The 14,970-nt window shown below is 56.0% G+C and carries 13 protein-coding genes; 7 read left to right on the top strand and 6 right to left on the bottom strand.

Annotation, left to right across the window (positions count from 1 at the left end):
• Nucleotides 1-66: 66 nt before the first annotated feature.
• From M2Q46_RS11460 to M2Q46_RS11450, 3 genes are all read right to left on the bottom strand, one after another.
• Entirely contained in the window at nucleotides 67-1,380 is a 1,314-nt protein-coding gene (locus M2Q46_RS11460) for a ferric reductase-like transmembrane domain-containing protein (protein ID WP_035271333.1), read from the bottom strand.
• Between the two features lie 261 nt (nucleotides 1,381-1,641).
• The gene (locus M2Q46_RS11455) at nucleotides 1,642-2,808 is read right to left on the bottom strand and encodes an amidase (RefSeq protein ID WP_045930793.1); all 1,167 of its coding nucleotides are present in this window, start codon (nucleotides 2,806-2,808) and stop codon (nucleotides 1,642-1,644) included.
• Between the two features lie 15 nt (nucleotides 2,809-2,823).
• The gene (locus tag M2Q46_RS11450; RefSeq protein WP_035271329.1) at nucleotides 2,824-3,816 is read right to left on the bottom strand and encodes a tripartite tricarboxylate transporter substrate binding protein; all 993 of its coding nucleotides are present in this window, start codon (nucleotides 3,814-3,816) and stop codon (nucleotides 2,824-2,826) included.
• Between the two features lie 154 nt (nucleotides 3,817-3,970).
• On the opposite strand from M2Q46_RS11450, the gene M2Q46_RS11445 reads away from it, so the two are divergent.
• Entirely contained in the window at nucleotides 3,971-4,864 is an 894-nt protein-coding gene (locus tag M2Q46_RS11445; RefSeq protein ID WP_026484978.1) for a LysR substrate-binding domain-containing protein, read from the top strand.
• Here M2Q46_RS11445 and M2Q46_RS11440 read toward each other — a convergent pair.
• Nucleotides 4,856-5,710, bottom strand: a complete 855-nt coding sequence (locus tag M2Q46_RS11440; RefSeq protein WP_060186239.1) for an AraC family transcriptional regulator — start codon at nucleotides 5,708-5,710, stop codon at nucleotides 4,856-4,858. The genes M2Q46_RS11445 and M2Q46_RS11440 overlap by 9 nt on opposite strands.
• A gap of 130 nt (nucleotides 5,711-5,840) precedes the next feature.
• Here M2Q46_RS11440 and M2Q46_RS11435 point away from each other — a divergent pair, with 130 nt between their 5' ends.
• Nucleotides 5,841-6,383, top strand: coding sequence for a carboxymuconolactone decarboxylase family protein (locus tag M2Q46_RS11435; RefSeq protein WP_009463226.1), 543 nt, complete (start codon nucleotides 5,841-5,843; stop codon nucleotides 6,381-6,383).
• Between the two features lie 64 nt (nucleotides 6,384-6,447).
• On the opposite strand, the gene M2Q46_RS11430 is transcribed toward M2Q46_RS11435, so the two are convergent.
• Nucleotides 6,448-6,759: a monooxygenase gene (locus M2Q46_RS11430; RefSeq protein ID WP_302357261.1), complete on the bottom strand. Its 312-nt coding sequence runs from the start codon at nucleotides 6,757-6,759 to the stop codon at nucleotides 6,448-6,450.
• A 166-nt stretch (nucleotides 6,760-6,925) separates the two neighbouring features.
• Between M2Q46_RS11430 and M2Q46_RS11425 the strand changes: the two genes are divergently transcribed.
• The 5 genes from M2Q46_RS11425 to M2Q46_RS11405 all read left to right on the top strand — a co-directional run bounded on the left by M2Q46_RS11425 (nucleotide 6,926) and on the right by M2Q46_RS11405 (nucleotide 14,343).
• Complete coding sequence (locus M2Q46_RS11425; protein WP_302357260.1) at nucleotides 6,926-7,810, top strand: EamA family transporter; 885 nt, start codon at nucleotides 6,926-6,928, stop codon at nucleotides 7,808-7,810.
• 94 nt (nucleotides 7,811-7,904) lie between these two features.
• Entirely contained in the window at nucleotides 7,905-9,809 is a 1,905-nt protein-coding gene (gene htpG, locus M2Q46_RS11420) for a molecular chaperone HtpG (protein WP_302357258.1), read from the top strand.
• Between the two features lie 424 nt (nucleotides 9,810-10,233).
• Nucleotides 10,234-12,429: a TonB-dependent siderophore receptor gene (locus tag M2Q46_RS11415; protein ID WP_302357257.1), complete on the top strand. Its 2,196-nt coding sequence runs from the start codon at nucleotides 10,234-10,236 to the stop codon at nucleotides 12,427-12,429.
• Between the two features lie 99 nt (nucleotides 12,430-12,528).
• The gene (locus M2Q46_RS11410) at nucleotides 12,529-13,209 is read left to right on the top strand and encodes a Fe2+-dependent dioxygenase (RefSeq protein WP_083054198.1); all 681 of its coding nucleotides are present in this window, start codon (nucleotides 12,529-12,531) and stop codon (nucleotides 13,207-13,209) included.
• 21 nt (nucleotides 13,210-13,230) lie between these two features.
• The gene (locus tag M2Q46_RS11405) at nucleotides 13,231-14,343 is read left to right on the top strand and encodes an alpha-hydroxy acid oxidase (RefSeq protein ID WP_060186245.1); all 1,113 of its coding nucleotides are present in this window, start codon (nucleotides 13,231-13,233) and stop codon (nucleotides 14,341-14,343) included.
• Here M2Q46_RS11405 and ampD read toward each other — a convergent pair.
• A complete protein-coding gene (gene ampD / locus M2Q46_RS11400) occupies nucleotides 14,331-14,957 on the bottom strand; it encodes a 1,6-anhydro-N-acetylmuramyl-L-alanine amidase AmpD (protein WP_302357256.1) in 627 nt (208 codons plus the stop codon). The two genes, M2Q46_RS11405 and ampD, sit on opposite strands and share 13 nt — an antisense overlap.
• Nucleotides 14,958-14,970: the final 13 nt, after the last annotated feature.

Genomic DNA, 14,970 nt, shown 5'->3' with positions numbered 1-14,970 from the left:
TCAGCATACGCAGAACTGGCCTTGTTCTGATTTCTAAACAAGGCCAGTTGCTGGATGAGCAAAGGCTTAGCGGAACTGGAAGTGTTCCTTGTGCAAGGTCCAGGATTTTGCAGGCAGTGTTTGCTTGAGCTCACGTCGCAACTGTCGGCCCATTGCAGCCGGTCCACAGAACCAGATATGCAGAGGTTTGTCGGCATGGTAATGCTGCAGCACCTCTTTGGGCGTCCAGCGACGGCCATCGGCATAAATTTCCAGATTCACGTCCGGGTGCTCTTTGGCAGCCTTGCTCAAGGCCTGAGCCAATGGGTCAGTACTATGCTGACAGGCATATTGCAGATAGGCGTAGGGAGCGTGACCGTCCTGATGTTCCTGGCTTAACCAGGATAGAAATGGCGTGGCCCCGACACCCGCACCCACCCAGATATAAATGCCCTTGTCATCGCGGTCCGGCTGAGTGAAGCGTCCATAAGGGCCGTCCAGCTCAATGTTCTGGCCAACATGCAAACGCTCGGGCAGGCTGCGGGTCCAGTCGCCCAGTTGCTTGATATGAAAGCGCACAATCTGGTTGTCCTGATCTGCATCGGACAAGGTAAAGGGATGGGACTCGGATTCACCCTTCAAACGTAAGAAAGCGAACTGCCCAGCCTGGTGACCTGGCCAGGATTGGTCCATGCGGCATTGCACCTCCAGCACATCACCTTGTGACGTACAGGAGATCACAGTGCCCGTATGCGGGTAGGCCGAACTCAAGTTGCGTAGCAGCTGGATGCCGGCTGCTGCTGTCCCGATCACCATGGTGATGGCCAGTGCCCAGCCGCCTATACCGCTCCAGTAAGCAGGGGGCGTCAGTACCACGCCATGAAAGATCAGGATCAAATAGGCCACTGGCATCAGGCGATGCAGGCTGTACCACTTTTTATAGGAAATCGTGCGGTGCGCCAGGGTAATGATCAGCATCAGAATCAGCGCGTAAAACGTCCATTCACCGAGTGATTTTGCATAGGGCTTGAACAGGCTGACCCATTCAGGAACCGGGGTTTTGGCCAGACGGCCGCCCGTGCCGATCGCTGCCGAGATCAGACCTTTGGATTCCTTGCTGAGCCAATGGGCCAGACTGAGCAAAATGGCGATGATACCCAGCCATTTATGCAGCCTGTAGGCTTTGTCCATGCCGCCTAACCAGGGTTCCAGACGGCGGGGACGCAGGGCCAGAATCATGATGGCCGTCATGGTGCCCAGTGCCAGAATCCCGGTTAACAGCATGCCTTCTTGTCGGACCACCCACAGCATATCGCCCGGTGGTGAGGGGGCCAGCCACAGGGCTTCAACAGCCCAGATCAGAAAGAAAGTGGAGAGCAGCAGTAAGAGAGGGCGACGCATGGTCTTTTCCGGATTGTTTGAAAGAGCCGGGTGCTGCGTAGTCGCGATGTGATGAACGTACCGACGCAGCGCACCGGGAACACCTTATTGATGTTAGTACGCTGCCAGGCCGTTTGCGGAGCCAATATTCAAGAGTGTTTTGAGAAAACTCAAAGCACTCCTAAGTATTTGTTATTTAAAGAATTTGTTAATGATTCTGGTTGCTGTTTACTCTATTTCAGCTTGTTGCGGAGTAGTTCTTTTGATTGCTTTTCAGGTCCATCAAGCCGGGCAGATAAGCGATGCCAGATCCAGCAAAGCCGCGTCCTGGTGAGGCTGTCCGATCAGTTGCAAACCCAAGGGCAGTGGGCTGTTTTGACCGGGCGCGGGCAGGCTCAAGGTAGGCCAGCCCAACAAGGACCAAGGACGATTCAGTATTGAAGAGCCCGTGCTATCCAGTCCATAGGGAGCCGGGCCGGGAGCCGCTGGAGTTAGCAATGCGTCGAAATGACCATAACGATCCTGCCATTCTGTTTGCAATTGGCGACGGCGCGCCTGCCAGGCGTGGTAATCCGCTGCGGGCAATTCCAGGCCTTGTTTGATGGCTTGCACGGTAATGGGGCGCAAGGCATCCGGGCTGGCTTGCCAGACGGGTAGCAGGCTGCGGGCCATTTCATAAGCCATGATCTGGCCTTGCAGGATCAGCAGCTCTTTCAGTTGTGGGTCCGCAGGCAGACGCTCCAGGTGGGCGCCTTGTTGCTCCAGATGCTCACAGCCTTGTTCCAACGCGGCCAGTGCTGCGGGTGTGATCGGGCCCAGATCTTTGCCATCCAGCACGCCAATTCGCGGCGCGGTGGGGACTCGACTATCAGGTAAGCCTTGCAGGACAGTGGCCACGCGGCGCAGCACGGACAAGTCCCGGCTGAAGTAGCCGATCGTGTCCAGGCTGTCGCACAACAGGAAAAGACCGCTGCGATGCACCGCGCCAAAGCTGGGTTTGAAACCCAGAATGCCGGTAAACGCAGCGGGGCGCATCATGGAGCCCCCCGTTTGGGTGCCCAATGCAAAATCAACCATGCCAGCTGCTACGGCCGCTGCCGAACCACTGGAAGAACCGCCGGGCGTGTGCTCCAGGTTCAGTGGATTACGGGTGGGGCCGGGGGCTGCGTAGGCAAATTCGGCGGTGACGGTTTTGCCCAGGGCAATGGCACCGGCCTGACGCAGCAGGGCGACACAGGCGGCGTCCCGCTCGGCGGGTAGCGCATTGGGGAAATGCGCGCCGTAGCACGTGGGCATGCCTTGAACATCCAGCACATCTTTCACACCAAAGCTCAAACCCGCCAAGGGGCCAGTGGGATTGGTGCTGATACAGGTGGCGGGATCAGCCAGCCAGGACCAGGCCTGGATAGCCTGGTCCTGCGTAGCGAGAGGGGAAGGGTTTGCAGTCATAAGCGAGAACTGGAACTACTGAATCGAGATGTTCTGTGCCTTGATCAGTGTGGTCCAGCGTTTGGTTTCTTCTTTCACAAAAGCGGTAAATTCTTCAGGTGTGCCACCTACAACTTCCGCGCCTTGGGATTCCACAATCTGACGGTAGTCGGGGTCTTTCAGGGCGTCGTTGACAGCCTTGTTCAGTTTTTCCAGTACATCAGCAGGCAAGCCGGCGGGGGCAATCACGCCAAACCAGTTCGATGCCACCAGATCCACGCCTTGTTCTTTGAAGGTGGGGGTGTCAGGCATGGCTTTCAGACGCTCTTCCGAAGTCACGCCCAGTACGCGCAGGCGTGGGTTGTCGATTTGCATGTGGGGCAGGAACAGGCTGGCCAATTCCAGATAGAAGGAGATGTTGCCGGCCAGCAGGTCGTTCGATGCAGGAGCGCCACCACGGTAAGGCACGTGTACGGCGTCAAAGCCGGAGGTGGCCTTGAACTGTTCAGTCAGCAAGTGCGAGGCACCACCAGCGCCAGTCGAGGCGTAGTCGAGTTTTTCGGGGTTCTTCTTGCCGTCGGCGACCAGATCAGCCAGAGACTGGTAGGGCGAGTTGCTGTTTACACCCAGTGCCATGGCACCGCGTTCGATCAGGGCGATGGGCTGCAAATCCTGTTCAGGATCAAAAGGCAGGTTGCTGCCGTACAGCGCCTTGTTCACTGACATGGGGCCAAAGTTGCCCAGGCCGATGGTGTAGCCGTTGGGCTTGGCGCGCGCAATCATGCTGGTGCCGATATTACCGCTGGCACCGGGCTTGTTTTCCACCACAATGGTCACGCCCAGGCTGTCGCTCATTTTTTGAGCCAGCATGCGCGAGCGGGTATCCGAGCTGCCACCTGCAGCGTAGGGCACCACAAACGTAATGGGCTGCGAAGGGTAAGCCGCGTCGGCCATGGCCGAACCGGAACCCAACAAAGTCAGTGTGAGCAGGCCACTCAGTAAAGGGGCGCGATGCTTGAATACCGTCATGTCTATCTCCTGCGTTGGGCCAATATTCGCAGTGACGTGCAGTATGGCCCTGTTTTTGATAAGTGTCAGGACGGATGGTAGTAAGAGCTGATTATGTTGTCTAATATTAAAAATAATCATTATTGATCTTTTTCCTAACCTAATTGGCGGGCATATGCTGGACTCCAAATTAAGCGAGATGTTCTTGGTGGTGGCGGAAGAGCTGCACTTTGGCCGGGCAGCCCAGCGTTTGTTCATGACCCAGCCACCCTTGAGTCAGGCCATACGCAGGCTGGAAGAGCAGGTAGGGGCGACCTTGTTTATCCGCACCACACGCACGGTGCAATTGACGGCGGCGGGAGCGGAGTTGCAGCGCCGCCTGCGCTTGATCGGCAACGAGCTGGAGCAGACCTTGCAAGCGGTACAGCAAGTGCATAGAGGCGAGACTGGCATGTTGCGCATAGCCCTGACCCCCAGCAGCGCCTATGCGGGGGTATCCAAGCATTTGTATCGCTTTCGACAGGACTTCCCGCAGGTGGATATACAGATCTACGAGATGAACTCCAGCGATATGCCTGCGGCTCTTTACGAGCGCCGGGTGGATGTGGCTTTGATTCGGCCTTCCTTTGCCGTGCCCGATTTGAACCCGCAACTGGTGGAGTCCGAACCCATGATGTTTGTCGTCAGGCGGGATGATCCACGTGCTCAGGAGCATAGTCAGGGGCTGACCTTGCACCAGGCTTTCTCTTACGAAATGGTGGCGTATTCGCGGCAACAGTCGCGTTACTTTCATCTCTTGCAGCAGCGCATGTTGCAGCGCTCAGGCTGCCTGCCGCGCTTTGCACAGGAAAGCATGGTGCCCACGGTGCTGGTCATGGTTGAAGCGGGCATTGCTCCAGCTATTGTTCCCGCTTCCCTGGCGCGCTTGCGCACCGATACCTTGGAGTATCTGCCTTTGCTGGATGCAGACGATATTGCGGCCGAGCTGATGAGTGCTTATGTCTCGGACAATACCAACCCGGCCTTGGTGAATTTTCTGGCGGTGCTGGAGCAGAATCGCTCAAGCTGATTGACGGGCGGCCAACCATTCCCGCATGGATTGACCCGTGCGCTGCCGAAACAGGCGGGACAGGGCAGAGGGGTTGGCGTAGCCCAGATCCAGAGCAATACGTTTGGCAGATTGGCCTTGGGCCAGCCGCTGGCAGGCCAGCGACAGGCGCCATTGGGCCAGATAGTCTGCCGGTGTGTCGCCCACCCAGTGCTTGAATTGCACGGCAAAGGCGCTGCGCGACATCTTGGCTTCCTGTGCCAGTGATTGCACGGTCCAGTCCCGACCGGGATCGGCCTGAATAGCCAGCAGTGCGCGCGCGATGGGTGGGTGTGACAAACCTCGGAACAGGCCTACGGGAATCTCGCAACGATCAGGATGGTCAAACAGCCAGCGTAGCAATTGCAGCAACACGATCTCGAACAGACGGTCTGCTAGTAGGCGATGGCCGCAGCGCACGGACTCCGTTTCTGCAAAGAGCAGGCCCAGTGCCTGTTCAAGGCCGGCCGCTTCTTCCAGCGGCACAATAATCAGATCGGGCAGGGAGCGGGCCAAGGGATGATGCTCACCCCCATCAAAATCCAGGGTGGCACAGGTGAAATCCGAGCCTTCATTGGGCAGATCGTAAAAAGCGTGCTCCAGCGGACGGGGGTAGAACAGCAGGCTGGGGCGGTCAATGGTCAGGACTTCCGGCACGGGATCGCGCGGATCGTGGCGCACGCTTAACTGGCCGCGTCGCAGAATGTGCAAGAAGGCCCGTCCGGGTTGGGCCGCAAAGCGGGTTACGCCACACAAAGAGCCGTTGTAGAACAAATGAGCCCGAACACGGAATTGTTCCAGCAGAAGGGAGAGGCGATCCAGGTTCATGAAAACATCCTCATCTGGATGAAAAGGTAAGTTGTCGGGACTAATCTTATCCAATGATCTTGATCTTGGCGAGACACTATCCCTGCAAGCTTTTTCCGGCCACCCCGGCCCACTTCACCAGGAGATCATCATGTCGCGTCTTACATTGCCTGACCTTGCCCAAGCTCCCGCCGCCAGCCAGCCTGCTTTGCAGGAAATTCAAAAAGCCTTTGGTGGCAGCGTGCCTGCCATGTTCCGTATGGTGTCCAATTCGCCCGCCGCCTTGCGCAGCATGTGGGGCTCTTTCGGTGCCTTTGCCGGTGGCAAGCTGGGTGCGAAATTGGGCGAGCAATTGGCGGTTGCCATTGCCGACCGTAATCGTTGCGAATACTGCTTGGCTGCCCATAATGTGCTGGGTGCCAATGCTGGCCTAAGTCCGGAGACACTGGCCCAGGCTCAGCGTGGTCAGTCGGATGACCCGCGTACCGCCGCCGCTTTGAAATTTGTGCTCAAGCTGGTGGATCAGCGTGGGCAAGTTTCGGCTGCCGATGTGCAAGCCGTGCGCGATGCCGGCTTTTCCGAAGGTGAGGTGGTGGAACTGGTCGGTGTGACTGCCTTGAACCTGTTCACCAACTACATCAACAATGCGCTGGAGGTTCCGGTGGATTTCAAGGCCGTTGAGCTGACTGCCTAAGCATCGATATGGAAGCCCGCTTGCTGATATGCAGGCGGGTTTTCTTGCGTCTGTTGTCTGTGTTTTATTTGGCTGACAAGGGACCGGAATTGATAGCTGTCAGCGGCTGGTTCACATCAAAAAAGCGCGCATCAATGCCGGTGATGCCAAAGCTGGTGAGCCGTTTGCTGTGCATCTCCAGATACGCCTGCGCGCTGGCTTGATCGCTGAATAGATACACGCCACCTGCTTTGGACTGTTCTTTATTCTCGGTCCAGATTTTCCAGATCAAGCCAGGTTCCAGGCAGATGGATTGCGCCAGTTCTTGCATGGCTTCGCTCATCTCTGAACCCCAAGGGCCAGGGTAGGGAAAATCAACATACAGCAGGGTGCTCATGATCGGCTCCATATCAAAATACGTGTCGAACATCATACCTTGATGTTTGAATTGTCCAGTATTGTCTCTTATTTGTCATGGGACGTTGAAAGGCCCGTGATTGGCTGGCCTCCCCCTTGAAGGGGGCGTATAGTTTTTCTTTTGCTATTTGCTGGTGGAAGCCCTCATGTCCTGGACCGCTTTGTTGTTGGTGGTGTGTGCTGCGTTCATTCATGCGGGTTGGAACTTGCTCTCTAAACGGGCGGCGATGGCAGGGGCGCATTTTGTATTCGCCTATTCCTTTTTTGCCATTCTGTTTTATTTCCCCATCACGCTGTGGGTGGTCTTTACGCAAGGCAATATGCCCTGGACCAGCGAGACCATTACCTGTTTGGTGCTTAGTGCCTTGCTGCACATGTGCTATAGCCTGAGTTTGCAAAAAGGCTATCAGGTTGCAGACCTGTCCGTGGTGTATCCCATTGCCCGTGGTACGGGCCCCATGCTCTCTTCCATTGGTGCTTTTATCCTGCTGGGTGAGCCTGTGCGTCCTTTGGGAGTGCTCGGCATCTTGCTGGTCGTGATGGGGATTTTGCTGATCGCCACGCAAGGCCATCTGCGTCGTTTCTTCAGCCCCGCTGCCTTGACGGGTGTGCGCTGGGGTATGCAGACAGGGATTCTGATTGCGGCCTATACCGTGGTGGATGCCTATGGCGTCAAAGTCTTGCTGATCTCGCCGTTTTTGCTGGACTGGTTCAGCAATGTGTTGCGTCTGGGCATGTTGGCTCCCTTCATTGCCAAGCGTGGGCGTGAAGGCTTCGTCAAACTTAAACCTTATTGGAAACTGGCGGCGGCCGTGGGCCTGCTCTCGCCTATGTCCTACATTCTGGTCTTGCAGGCATTAAGTATGGGGGCGCCCTTGTCCATGGTGGCTCCCGCCCGGGAAATGTCCATGATGGCCGGCACCATATTGGGTATGGTCGTCCTGCGCGAAAAGGCCAATGTCTGGAGTTTGCTCGGTTGCGCCATCATGATCAGCGGAGTCATTGCCCTGACATCCGGGCCGGCGGCCTGATCCGTCTCTTGAAATATGGTGGGTCGTCCCTATCTGTCTGCAATAGGGCGCGCTTTGGCGTGCGGCAATCAACCCATTTTTTTGCTTTTTCACCATGAGCCAGACTGACACTGCGAATACGTCCGAAACCTTGGGTTTTCAGGCTGAAGTCAAACAATTACTGCATTTGATGATTCACTCCTTGTACAGCAACAAGGAGATTTTCCTGCGTGAGCTGGTATCCAATGCGTCGGATGCCTGTGACAAACTGCGCTTTGAAGCTATCGACAATCCGGCTTTGCTGGAAGGCGACCCAGAAATGCGTATCCGCGTGGAGTTCGACAAGGACCAGCGCACGATCACCATTTCTGACAACGGCATTGGCATGTCCCGTGATGAAGCCATTGCCAACCTGGGCACCATCGCGCGCTCGGGCACCAAAGAGTTCTTCTCCCAACTGACGGGCGACAAGCAAAAAGACACCCAGCTGATTGGTCAGTTTGGCGTGGGCTTTTACTCCTCCTTTATCGTGGCCAATAAAGTGTCCGTGCTGACACGTCGTGCCGGTGGCGATCAGGAAGCCGTGCTGTGGGAGTCCGCTGGTGAAGGCGAGTTCACCATTGCCGCCGCTGAAAAAGCCGAGCGCGGAACCACCATCACCCTGCACCTGCGTGAAGGCGAGGACGATTTCCTGGACGGCTGGCGACTGCGCAACGTGCTGCGTCGCTACTCCGATCACATCTCCTTGCCCGTGCAAATGCGCAAGGAAGAGTGGGACGAAGAAAAGCAGCAACAAGTAAAGCAGGACGAGTGGGAAAGCGTGAACCAGGCCAGCGCCTTGTGGACACGCTCCAAGTCGGAAATCACCGACGAGCAGTACCAGGAGTTCTACAAGCATATCGCTCACGATTACGAGAACCCTCTGGCCTGGACACACAACCGGGTCGAAGGTCGTAGCGAATACACCCAGCTCTTGTTCGTCCCCAAGCAGGCCCCGTTTGACTTGTGGGACCGCGATGCTCGCCGTGGCGTGAAGCTGTACGTGAAACGCGTATTCATCATGGACGACGCCGAGCAGCTGCTGCCTGCTTACCTGCGTTTTGTGCGCGGTGTGATCGATTCGGCCGACCTGCCGCTGAACGTTTCGCGTGAAATCCTGCAAGAAAGCCGTGATGTGCGTGCCATCCGTGAGGGTAGTGCCAAGCGCATCCTGTCCTTGCTGGAAGATCTGGCCGAGAACCAACCCGAGCAATATGCCGAGTTCTGGAACCAGTTCGGCCAGGTCCTGAAAGAAGGCACTGGCGAAGACATGGGCAATCAGGCCCGTATCGCTGCCTTGCTGCGCTTTGCCTCCACGAATCAGGAAGGTTCGGCCCAGACCGTGTCCCTGAACGACTACATCGGTCGCATGAAAGAAGGTCAGGACAAGATTTACTACGTCACGGCTGACACTTTTGCCGCTGCATCTAACAGCCCGCATCTGGAAGTATTCCACAAGAAAGGCATCGAAGTGCTGTTGATGTCCGACCGTGTGGACGAGTGGATGTTGTCTTACTTGCGCGAATTTGAAGGCAAGCAACTGGTATCCGTGGCTAAGGGTGGCCTGGACCTGGATTCGCTGGCGGACGAGGAAGAAAAGAAACACCAGGCCGAAGTGGCTGAAACCTTCAAACCTCTGGTCGAGCGTCTGCAAACCACACTGGGCGAGAAGGTCAAGGAAGTGCGCATTACTGCCCGTCTGGTCGATTCCCCAGCTTGCGTGGTGGTCGATGCTAACGAACTGAGCCCGCACCTGCTGCGTATGCTGCAAGCCGCTGGCCAGGAAGCTCCCGAGGTCAAGCCGATTCTGGAAATCAACCCGGAGCACGCCTTGATCGCCAAAGTCCAGGCCGCTGACGACGAGGCTTTTGGTGAGTGGGCACAGTTGCTGCTGGAACAAGCCATGCTGGCCGAAGGTGCCGCATTGCAAGATCCCGCCAGTTTTGTGAAGCGTGTGAACCGCTTGCTGTTGAATCTGTAAACCTGAATCTTGCTGGCTCTGCCTGTGGGTGGAGTCAGCAAGCGTTTATCCTCATAGCCTTGATCTTCATTTTTAAGATCAAGGCTTTTTTGCGTCCATTGGCAGAGGTCTAAGGGGAGAAGCGGGAAGATAAGGGACTAAACAAACATTTGTGGCTAAGCGATTTTTTATTTTTTGTCCATCTTAATGAGAATTGATCGTAATACGATGTATGGACGCCACAATGTAAGGACAAAAACGCGGTTTTTGAACCGAATTTCAGGAAATCGTAAGATTTGGATGGACTTCATAATAAGAATGATTGATATTACCGCTTCCTTTAAAAGCGCTTATCTGGCAGCGAAACATCGCTAATAGCGAGCGATCGGACTTGATTCGATGGCACTGCCAAAAAAAGAGCGATAACTACCACATGGAGCTGGTGATGTTGTTTGTTTCCACCCTGCCGCCTCGTCGGTTCGCCGAGACGGTTTTGTCCGCAGCATTGTTTGCTGCTCTGACAACTCCTGCAATTGCTCAAACCGCCAATCCAGGCGTGACCGAGCTGCAATCCATCAAAGTTCAAGGCACGACGGATGCTAATGGCATTGATGGTTTTCAAGCGCATAAAGCGCAATCGGTGAAGTTTTCCGAGACATTGCTTAACACCCCGCGTTCCATCACCGTGATCCCGGAGGAGGTGATCAGGGACCGTGGCGCAACGTCGCTGCAAGATGTGTTGCGTACGACTCCTGGCATTACCCTGGGATCGGGCGAAGGAGGCACGCCTATGGGTGACCGTCCCTTTATCCGGGGTTACGAAGCCAGTACCGATATTTTCATCGACGGTGTGCGCGACTACTCCCGTGGCTCGCACGAGACCTTCAACCTGGAATCGGTTGAAGTCTTGAAAGGTCCCAGCTCGGCTTATACCGGCCGTGGCGGTACCGGCGGCAGCCTGAACCTGGTGACCAAGTCTCCCAAGCTGAAAGACTTCTTCCAGGTGGAAGCGGGCTATGGCACGTCTGATCAATATCGTCTGACTGCTGACGGTAACTACGCTTTCTCGGATACCGGCGCCATCCGTCTGAATCTGATGCGTATGGGCGGCGAAGTGGCAGGGCGCGATGGTGTAAAGATTGATCGTTGGGGCATTGCTCCTTCCATCGCCTTTGGTTTGGGTACGCCAACGCGTGTGACCTTGTCTTACTCGCGTCTTGAGAACAAGGACATGCCGGACTTGGGCTTTCCTTTCAAGAATGCTGCCAATCCGGATCGCGTCACCCCACTGGAAGCGGACCGCGATAACTTTTACGGTCGCCGCAATGTGGACTTTCGCAAGTACATTGCCGATAACGCTTCGGCCAGCGTCGAACATGATCTGAATGATCGTTTCACGGTGCGTAACGTCACGCGTTACAGCAAGACTCTGAATCACTATCTGATGACGCGTCCGTCTTTTGATAACTGCGCCGCAGGTGCAGGCGGGGCTTGCGCGACGGAAGGTGCTGGCTTGCAGTTCCGTCGTGACGACCGTACGAACTACCGTGTTGCTGAGTCTCTGTTGAACCAGACAGATGTTTACGGCAGCTTTAATACTGGTTCGATCAAGCATGACATCGTTGCAGGTGTGGAAATCAGTAAGGAGGAAATCCACAACAAAGCGATGACGGGTGGCCCAGGCCGTGATACTGACTCGTTCTACGACCCGAACCCTAATCGACAGTACAACTATTCGCTGCAGTACGGTCCCAAGACCAAAACCGGCGATATCAAGACCCGTTCGGCCTACATCTTTGACACTGTGACCTTGAATGATCAGTGGATGATCAATGGTGGTCTACGCTTTGATCGCTTTGAAGCCGACAACACCAAAGAGTCTCGCAAAGACGATATGTGGAACTACCAGTTGGGCGTGGTCTACAAACCCGCACAAAATGGTTCCATTTATCTGAGCTACGGTACATCTTCAAATCCTACGGGTGAAAACCTGGGTCAGGCCGGTGGTGCAGATGGCCCGGCAGGCGGAGCAGCAATTCGTGACTTGAAACCAGAGCGCAGCTACAGCTGGGAACTGGGGACCAAGTGGGATGTGGCTGACGAGAAGTTGTCTTTGACAGCGGCCATTTTCCAGACCGACAAGAAAGATGCTCGCTCTACTGATCCGTTGACCGGTGACGTGTCCTTGAGTGGCAGCAATCGTGTGCGTGGTCTGGAGTTGGGCGCGGCTGGTGCGATTACTCCGAACTGGAATCTGTGGGCTGGTTACACCTATCTGGACCCCAAGATCAAGAAATATCGCAGCGGCAATAACGTCTTTGACGGCAACCAGATGAAGTTCATCTCCAAGCAGAGCTTCAATATCTGGACAACCTACAAAATCATGCCCGAGTTGACCTTGGGCGCAGGTGCCACATTTGTAGGCAAGCGCTTTGTGGATGACGCCAACCAATTGAAACTGCCTTCTTACTGGCGTTACGATGCGATGGCGCGCTACGACCTGAACAAGAACGTGTCCTTCCAGTTCAACGTCAACAACATCAGCAATGTGCGCATGTATGATGCCTCTCACGTTGGTATTTTTGCCAACGTCGGTCCAGGCCGGTCCTACATGTTTAATGCCTCTTACCGCTTCGAGTAAGTTGCACCTTGTAGTGTAAAGTCAGATGGGCCGCCCTCTTGAGGCGGCCTGTCTGCTTCTCGTACGACTTTGTGTTTTTTTTGTTCTTGCAGGTATCCCATGCTGATTACTATCCCGGACGTTCTCAACGCTGAGCAATTGCGAGACTGTCGCCAGGCCCTGGAGCAGGCGCAGTGGGAGGATGGGCGTGCGACGGCGGGTTATCTGGCCCAGCACAGCAAACGGAACCTGCAACTGCCTCTGGATGCAGCCGTGTCTCGCCAGATGGGCGAGTTTCTGATGCACGTACTGGGTCAGCACAGCGGCTTTATTGCCGCTGCCTTGCCTTTGCGTATGCTGCCGCCACGCTTTAATCGTTACGAGGGTGGCGGGGAGTACGGCAAGCACATTGATAACGCGATTTTTACGGTTCCTGGCACGGCTCAGCGCTTGCGTACGGATGTGTCCACGACCTTGTTCTTTAGCGATCCGGATGAGTACGAGGGTGGGGAACTGGTTATTGAAGATGTGTATGGCACGCAGTCCATCAAGTTGCCTGCAGGACATATGGTGGTGTATCCCGGAACGAGTCTGCATCGCGTCCAGCCTGTCACTAAAGGAACGCGCTATGCCTCGTTTTTCTGGACGCAAAGCATGGTGCGCCATGCGCATCAACGCAAGTTGCTATGGGAGCTGGATCAGAGCATTCAACAACTGGCCAAGCAGAATGCGGATGCCCAGGAGCTGTCACGCCTGACGGGGATTTATCATAATTTGCTGCGTGAATGGAGCGATGTCTGATTGCCTGGAGCCTGATTGACCATGTCCCAAGAACGACTGCCCCCGCTCAGTAGCATCCCGGCTCAGATTGCCTGCCTGAGGGATTACGAACCGTATGCCCGTCAGCGTATGCGCGCGCAGGACTGGGCGTATTTCAGTGCAGGGGCGGCGGATGAGCTGACGCTGCAAGATAACCTGGCCAGCTTCGGGCGCTGGGGCTTATGGCCTGCTGCTTTAAGCACGTTTGATCAGCCTTCCACCTGTTTGACGCTGCAAGGGCAGTCCATGGACTACCCGATTCTTCTGGCTCCCGTGGCTTATCAGCGATTGGCTCACCCTGACGGTGAATTGGCCAGTGTGTTGGGCGCGGGTGCGATGGGAGCGACCAGTGTAATTAGCATGCAGTCCAGTCATTCCTTTGAAGAGATTGCCGCACAGGCGCATGCCCCCTTGTGGGCGCAGTGGTATTGGCAAAGGGATCGCGCATTTACTCTGGATTTACTGGGGCGGCTTGAAGCGGCAGGGTATACCGCGCTGATGCTGACAGTGGATGCTGCGGTAAATGGTGTGCGTAATCAGGAGCAGCGTGCGGGCTTTGCCTTGCCCGCAGGTGTGGATGCCGTGAATTTGCGGGGTGCCCCCACGCAGCAGGCGATTTTAGGCGCAGCAGGCACCAGTCCTTTGTTTGGCAGTGGTTTGCTAGATACGGCCCCGACTTGGGATGATCTGGCCTGGCTGGTGCAGAACTGTCCTTTGCCTGTTTGGGTGAAGGGAATCATGCGACCCCGTGATGCTCAGCGAGCCCTGGAGATGGGGGTTGCCGGGATTGTTGTGTCCAATCACGGTGGGCGAACCTTGGATGGTGCCCCCGCTTCTGTGGACGTCTTGGCTCAGGTTTGTCAGGTCGTGCAGGGCAGGGTGCCGGTCCTGATGGATGGCGGTATTCGTCGCGGAACAGATGTGCTCAAGGCATTGGCGCTGGGAGCAACAGCCGTGATGATTGGCCGTCCCTATATTTATGGCCTGGCCGCTGCAGGAGCGGCTGGTGTTGCTCATATCCTGCATATTTTGCGGGCGGAGCTGGAAGTGGCGATGGCGCTGACCGGCTGCAATACCTTGGCCGATATTGGCCCTGAACTACTTTATCGGTCTTGATCTGGCACTTGTCTTGGCTTTGGTCCCAACTCTTGTTCCGGCAAGGTTTCTTTGGGCCAGCCATGTTCCCGCTTCACCCGTTCCCAATCAAAGAAAGGGCCCGGATCTGTCTTGCGCCCCGGAGCGATGTGCTCATGGCCACGTACGGCGCGCAAGTTATGGCGCATACGTAAGGCGCGGCTCAGGCGGGATAGCTCCCGGTACTGCGCTTCTGTGAATGGCTCGAAATCGCTGCCTTCCAGTTCAATGCCAATAGAGAAATCATTGCAGCGCTCGCGGTCTTCAAAGCGCGACACACCCGCATGCCAGGCGCGGCGGGTAGTGGGAACAAACTGGATGATGTGGCCAGTGCGCTGGATCAGAAAGTGAGCCGAAACTTTCAGGTCCCGGATGTTCTCGAACCAGGGGTGGGCGCTGATATCCAGCTTGTTCTGAAAAAAATCCCGAATGTAGGGCCCGCCGAACTCTTGCGGTGGCAGGCTGATATTGTGCAGCACCAGCAAGGTCGGGGTGTCGCCCTCGGGGCGGTCATCCTGATTGGGTGACAGGGCGCGCAGGACATTGGCATGAGGTTTCAGCCAGCCCTGTCGGTCCAGGTCGTAAGCGTGGTGCATGCGGGCTATGGCG

The organism is Alcaligenes sp. YSL9 (genome assembly GCF_030515105.1).
Taxonomy (GTDB): domain Bacteria; phylum Pseudomonadota; class Gammaproteobacteria; order Burkholderiales; family Burkholderiaceae_B; genus Alcaligenes; species Alcaligenes phenolicus.
Note: the sequence above shows the minus strand (reverse complement) of the source record. Positions and strands in the feature narration are given on the sequence as shown.

Bases quoted from the DNA above. Each gene is read 5' to 3' on its own strand.
- M2Q46_RS11460 (WP_035271333.1), bottom strand. From the start codon at position 1,380: ATGCGTCGCCCTCTCTTACTGCTGCTCTCCACTTTCTTTCTGATCTGG.
- M2Q46_RS11455 (WP_045930793.1), bottom strand. From the start codon at position 2,808: ATGACTGCAAACCCTTCCCCTCTCGCTACGCAGGACCAGGCTATCCAG.
- M2Q46_RS11450 (WP_035271329.1), bottom strand. From the start codon at position 3,816: ATGACGGTATTCAAGCATCGCGCCCCTTTACTGAGTGGCCTGCTCACA.
- M2Q46_RS11445 (WP_026484978.1), top strand. From the start codon at position 3,971: ATGCTGGACTCCAAATTAAGCGAGATGTTCTTGGTGGTGGCGGAAGAG.
- M2Q46_RS11440 (WP_060186239.1), bottom strand. From the start codon at position 5,710: ATGAACCTGGATCGCCTCTCCCTTCTGCTGGAACAATTCCGTGTTCGG.
- M2Q46_RS11435 (WP_009463226.1), top strand. From the start codon at position 5,841: ATGTCGCGTCTTACATTGCCTGACCTTGCCCAAGCTCCCGCCGCCAGC.
- M2Q46_RS11430 (WP_302357261.1), bottom strand. From the start codon at position 6,759: ATGAGCACCCTGCTGTATGTTGATTTTCCCTACCCTGGCCCTTGGGGT.
- M2Q46_RS11425 (WP_302357260.1), top strand. From the start codon at position 6,926: ATGTCCTGGACCGCTTTGTTGTTGGTGGTGTGTGCTGCGTTCATTCAT.
- htpG (WP_302357258.1), top strand. From the start codon at position 7,905: ATGAGCCAGACTGACACTGCGAATACGTCCGAAACCTTGGGTTTTCAG.
- M2Q46_RS11415 (WP_302357257.1), top strand. From the start codon at position 10,234: ATGTTGTTTGTTTCCACCCTGCCGCCTCGTCGGTTCGCCGAGACGGTT.
- M2Q46_RS11410 (WP_083054198.1), top strand. From the start codon at position 12,529: ATGCTGATTACTATCCCGGACGTTCTCAACGCTGAGCAATTGCGAGAC.
- M2Q46_RS11405 (WP_060186245.1), top strand. From the start codon at position 13,231: ATGTCCCAAGAACGACTGCCCCCGCTCAGTAGCATCCCGGCTCAGATT.
- ampD (WP_302357256.1), bottom strand. From the start codon at position 14,957: ATGCACCACGCTTACGACCTGGACCGACAGGGCTGGCTGAAACCTCAT.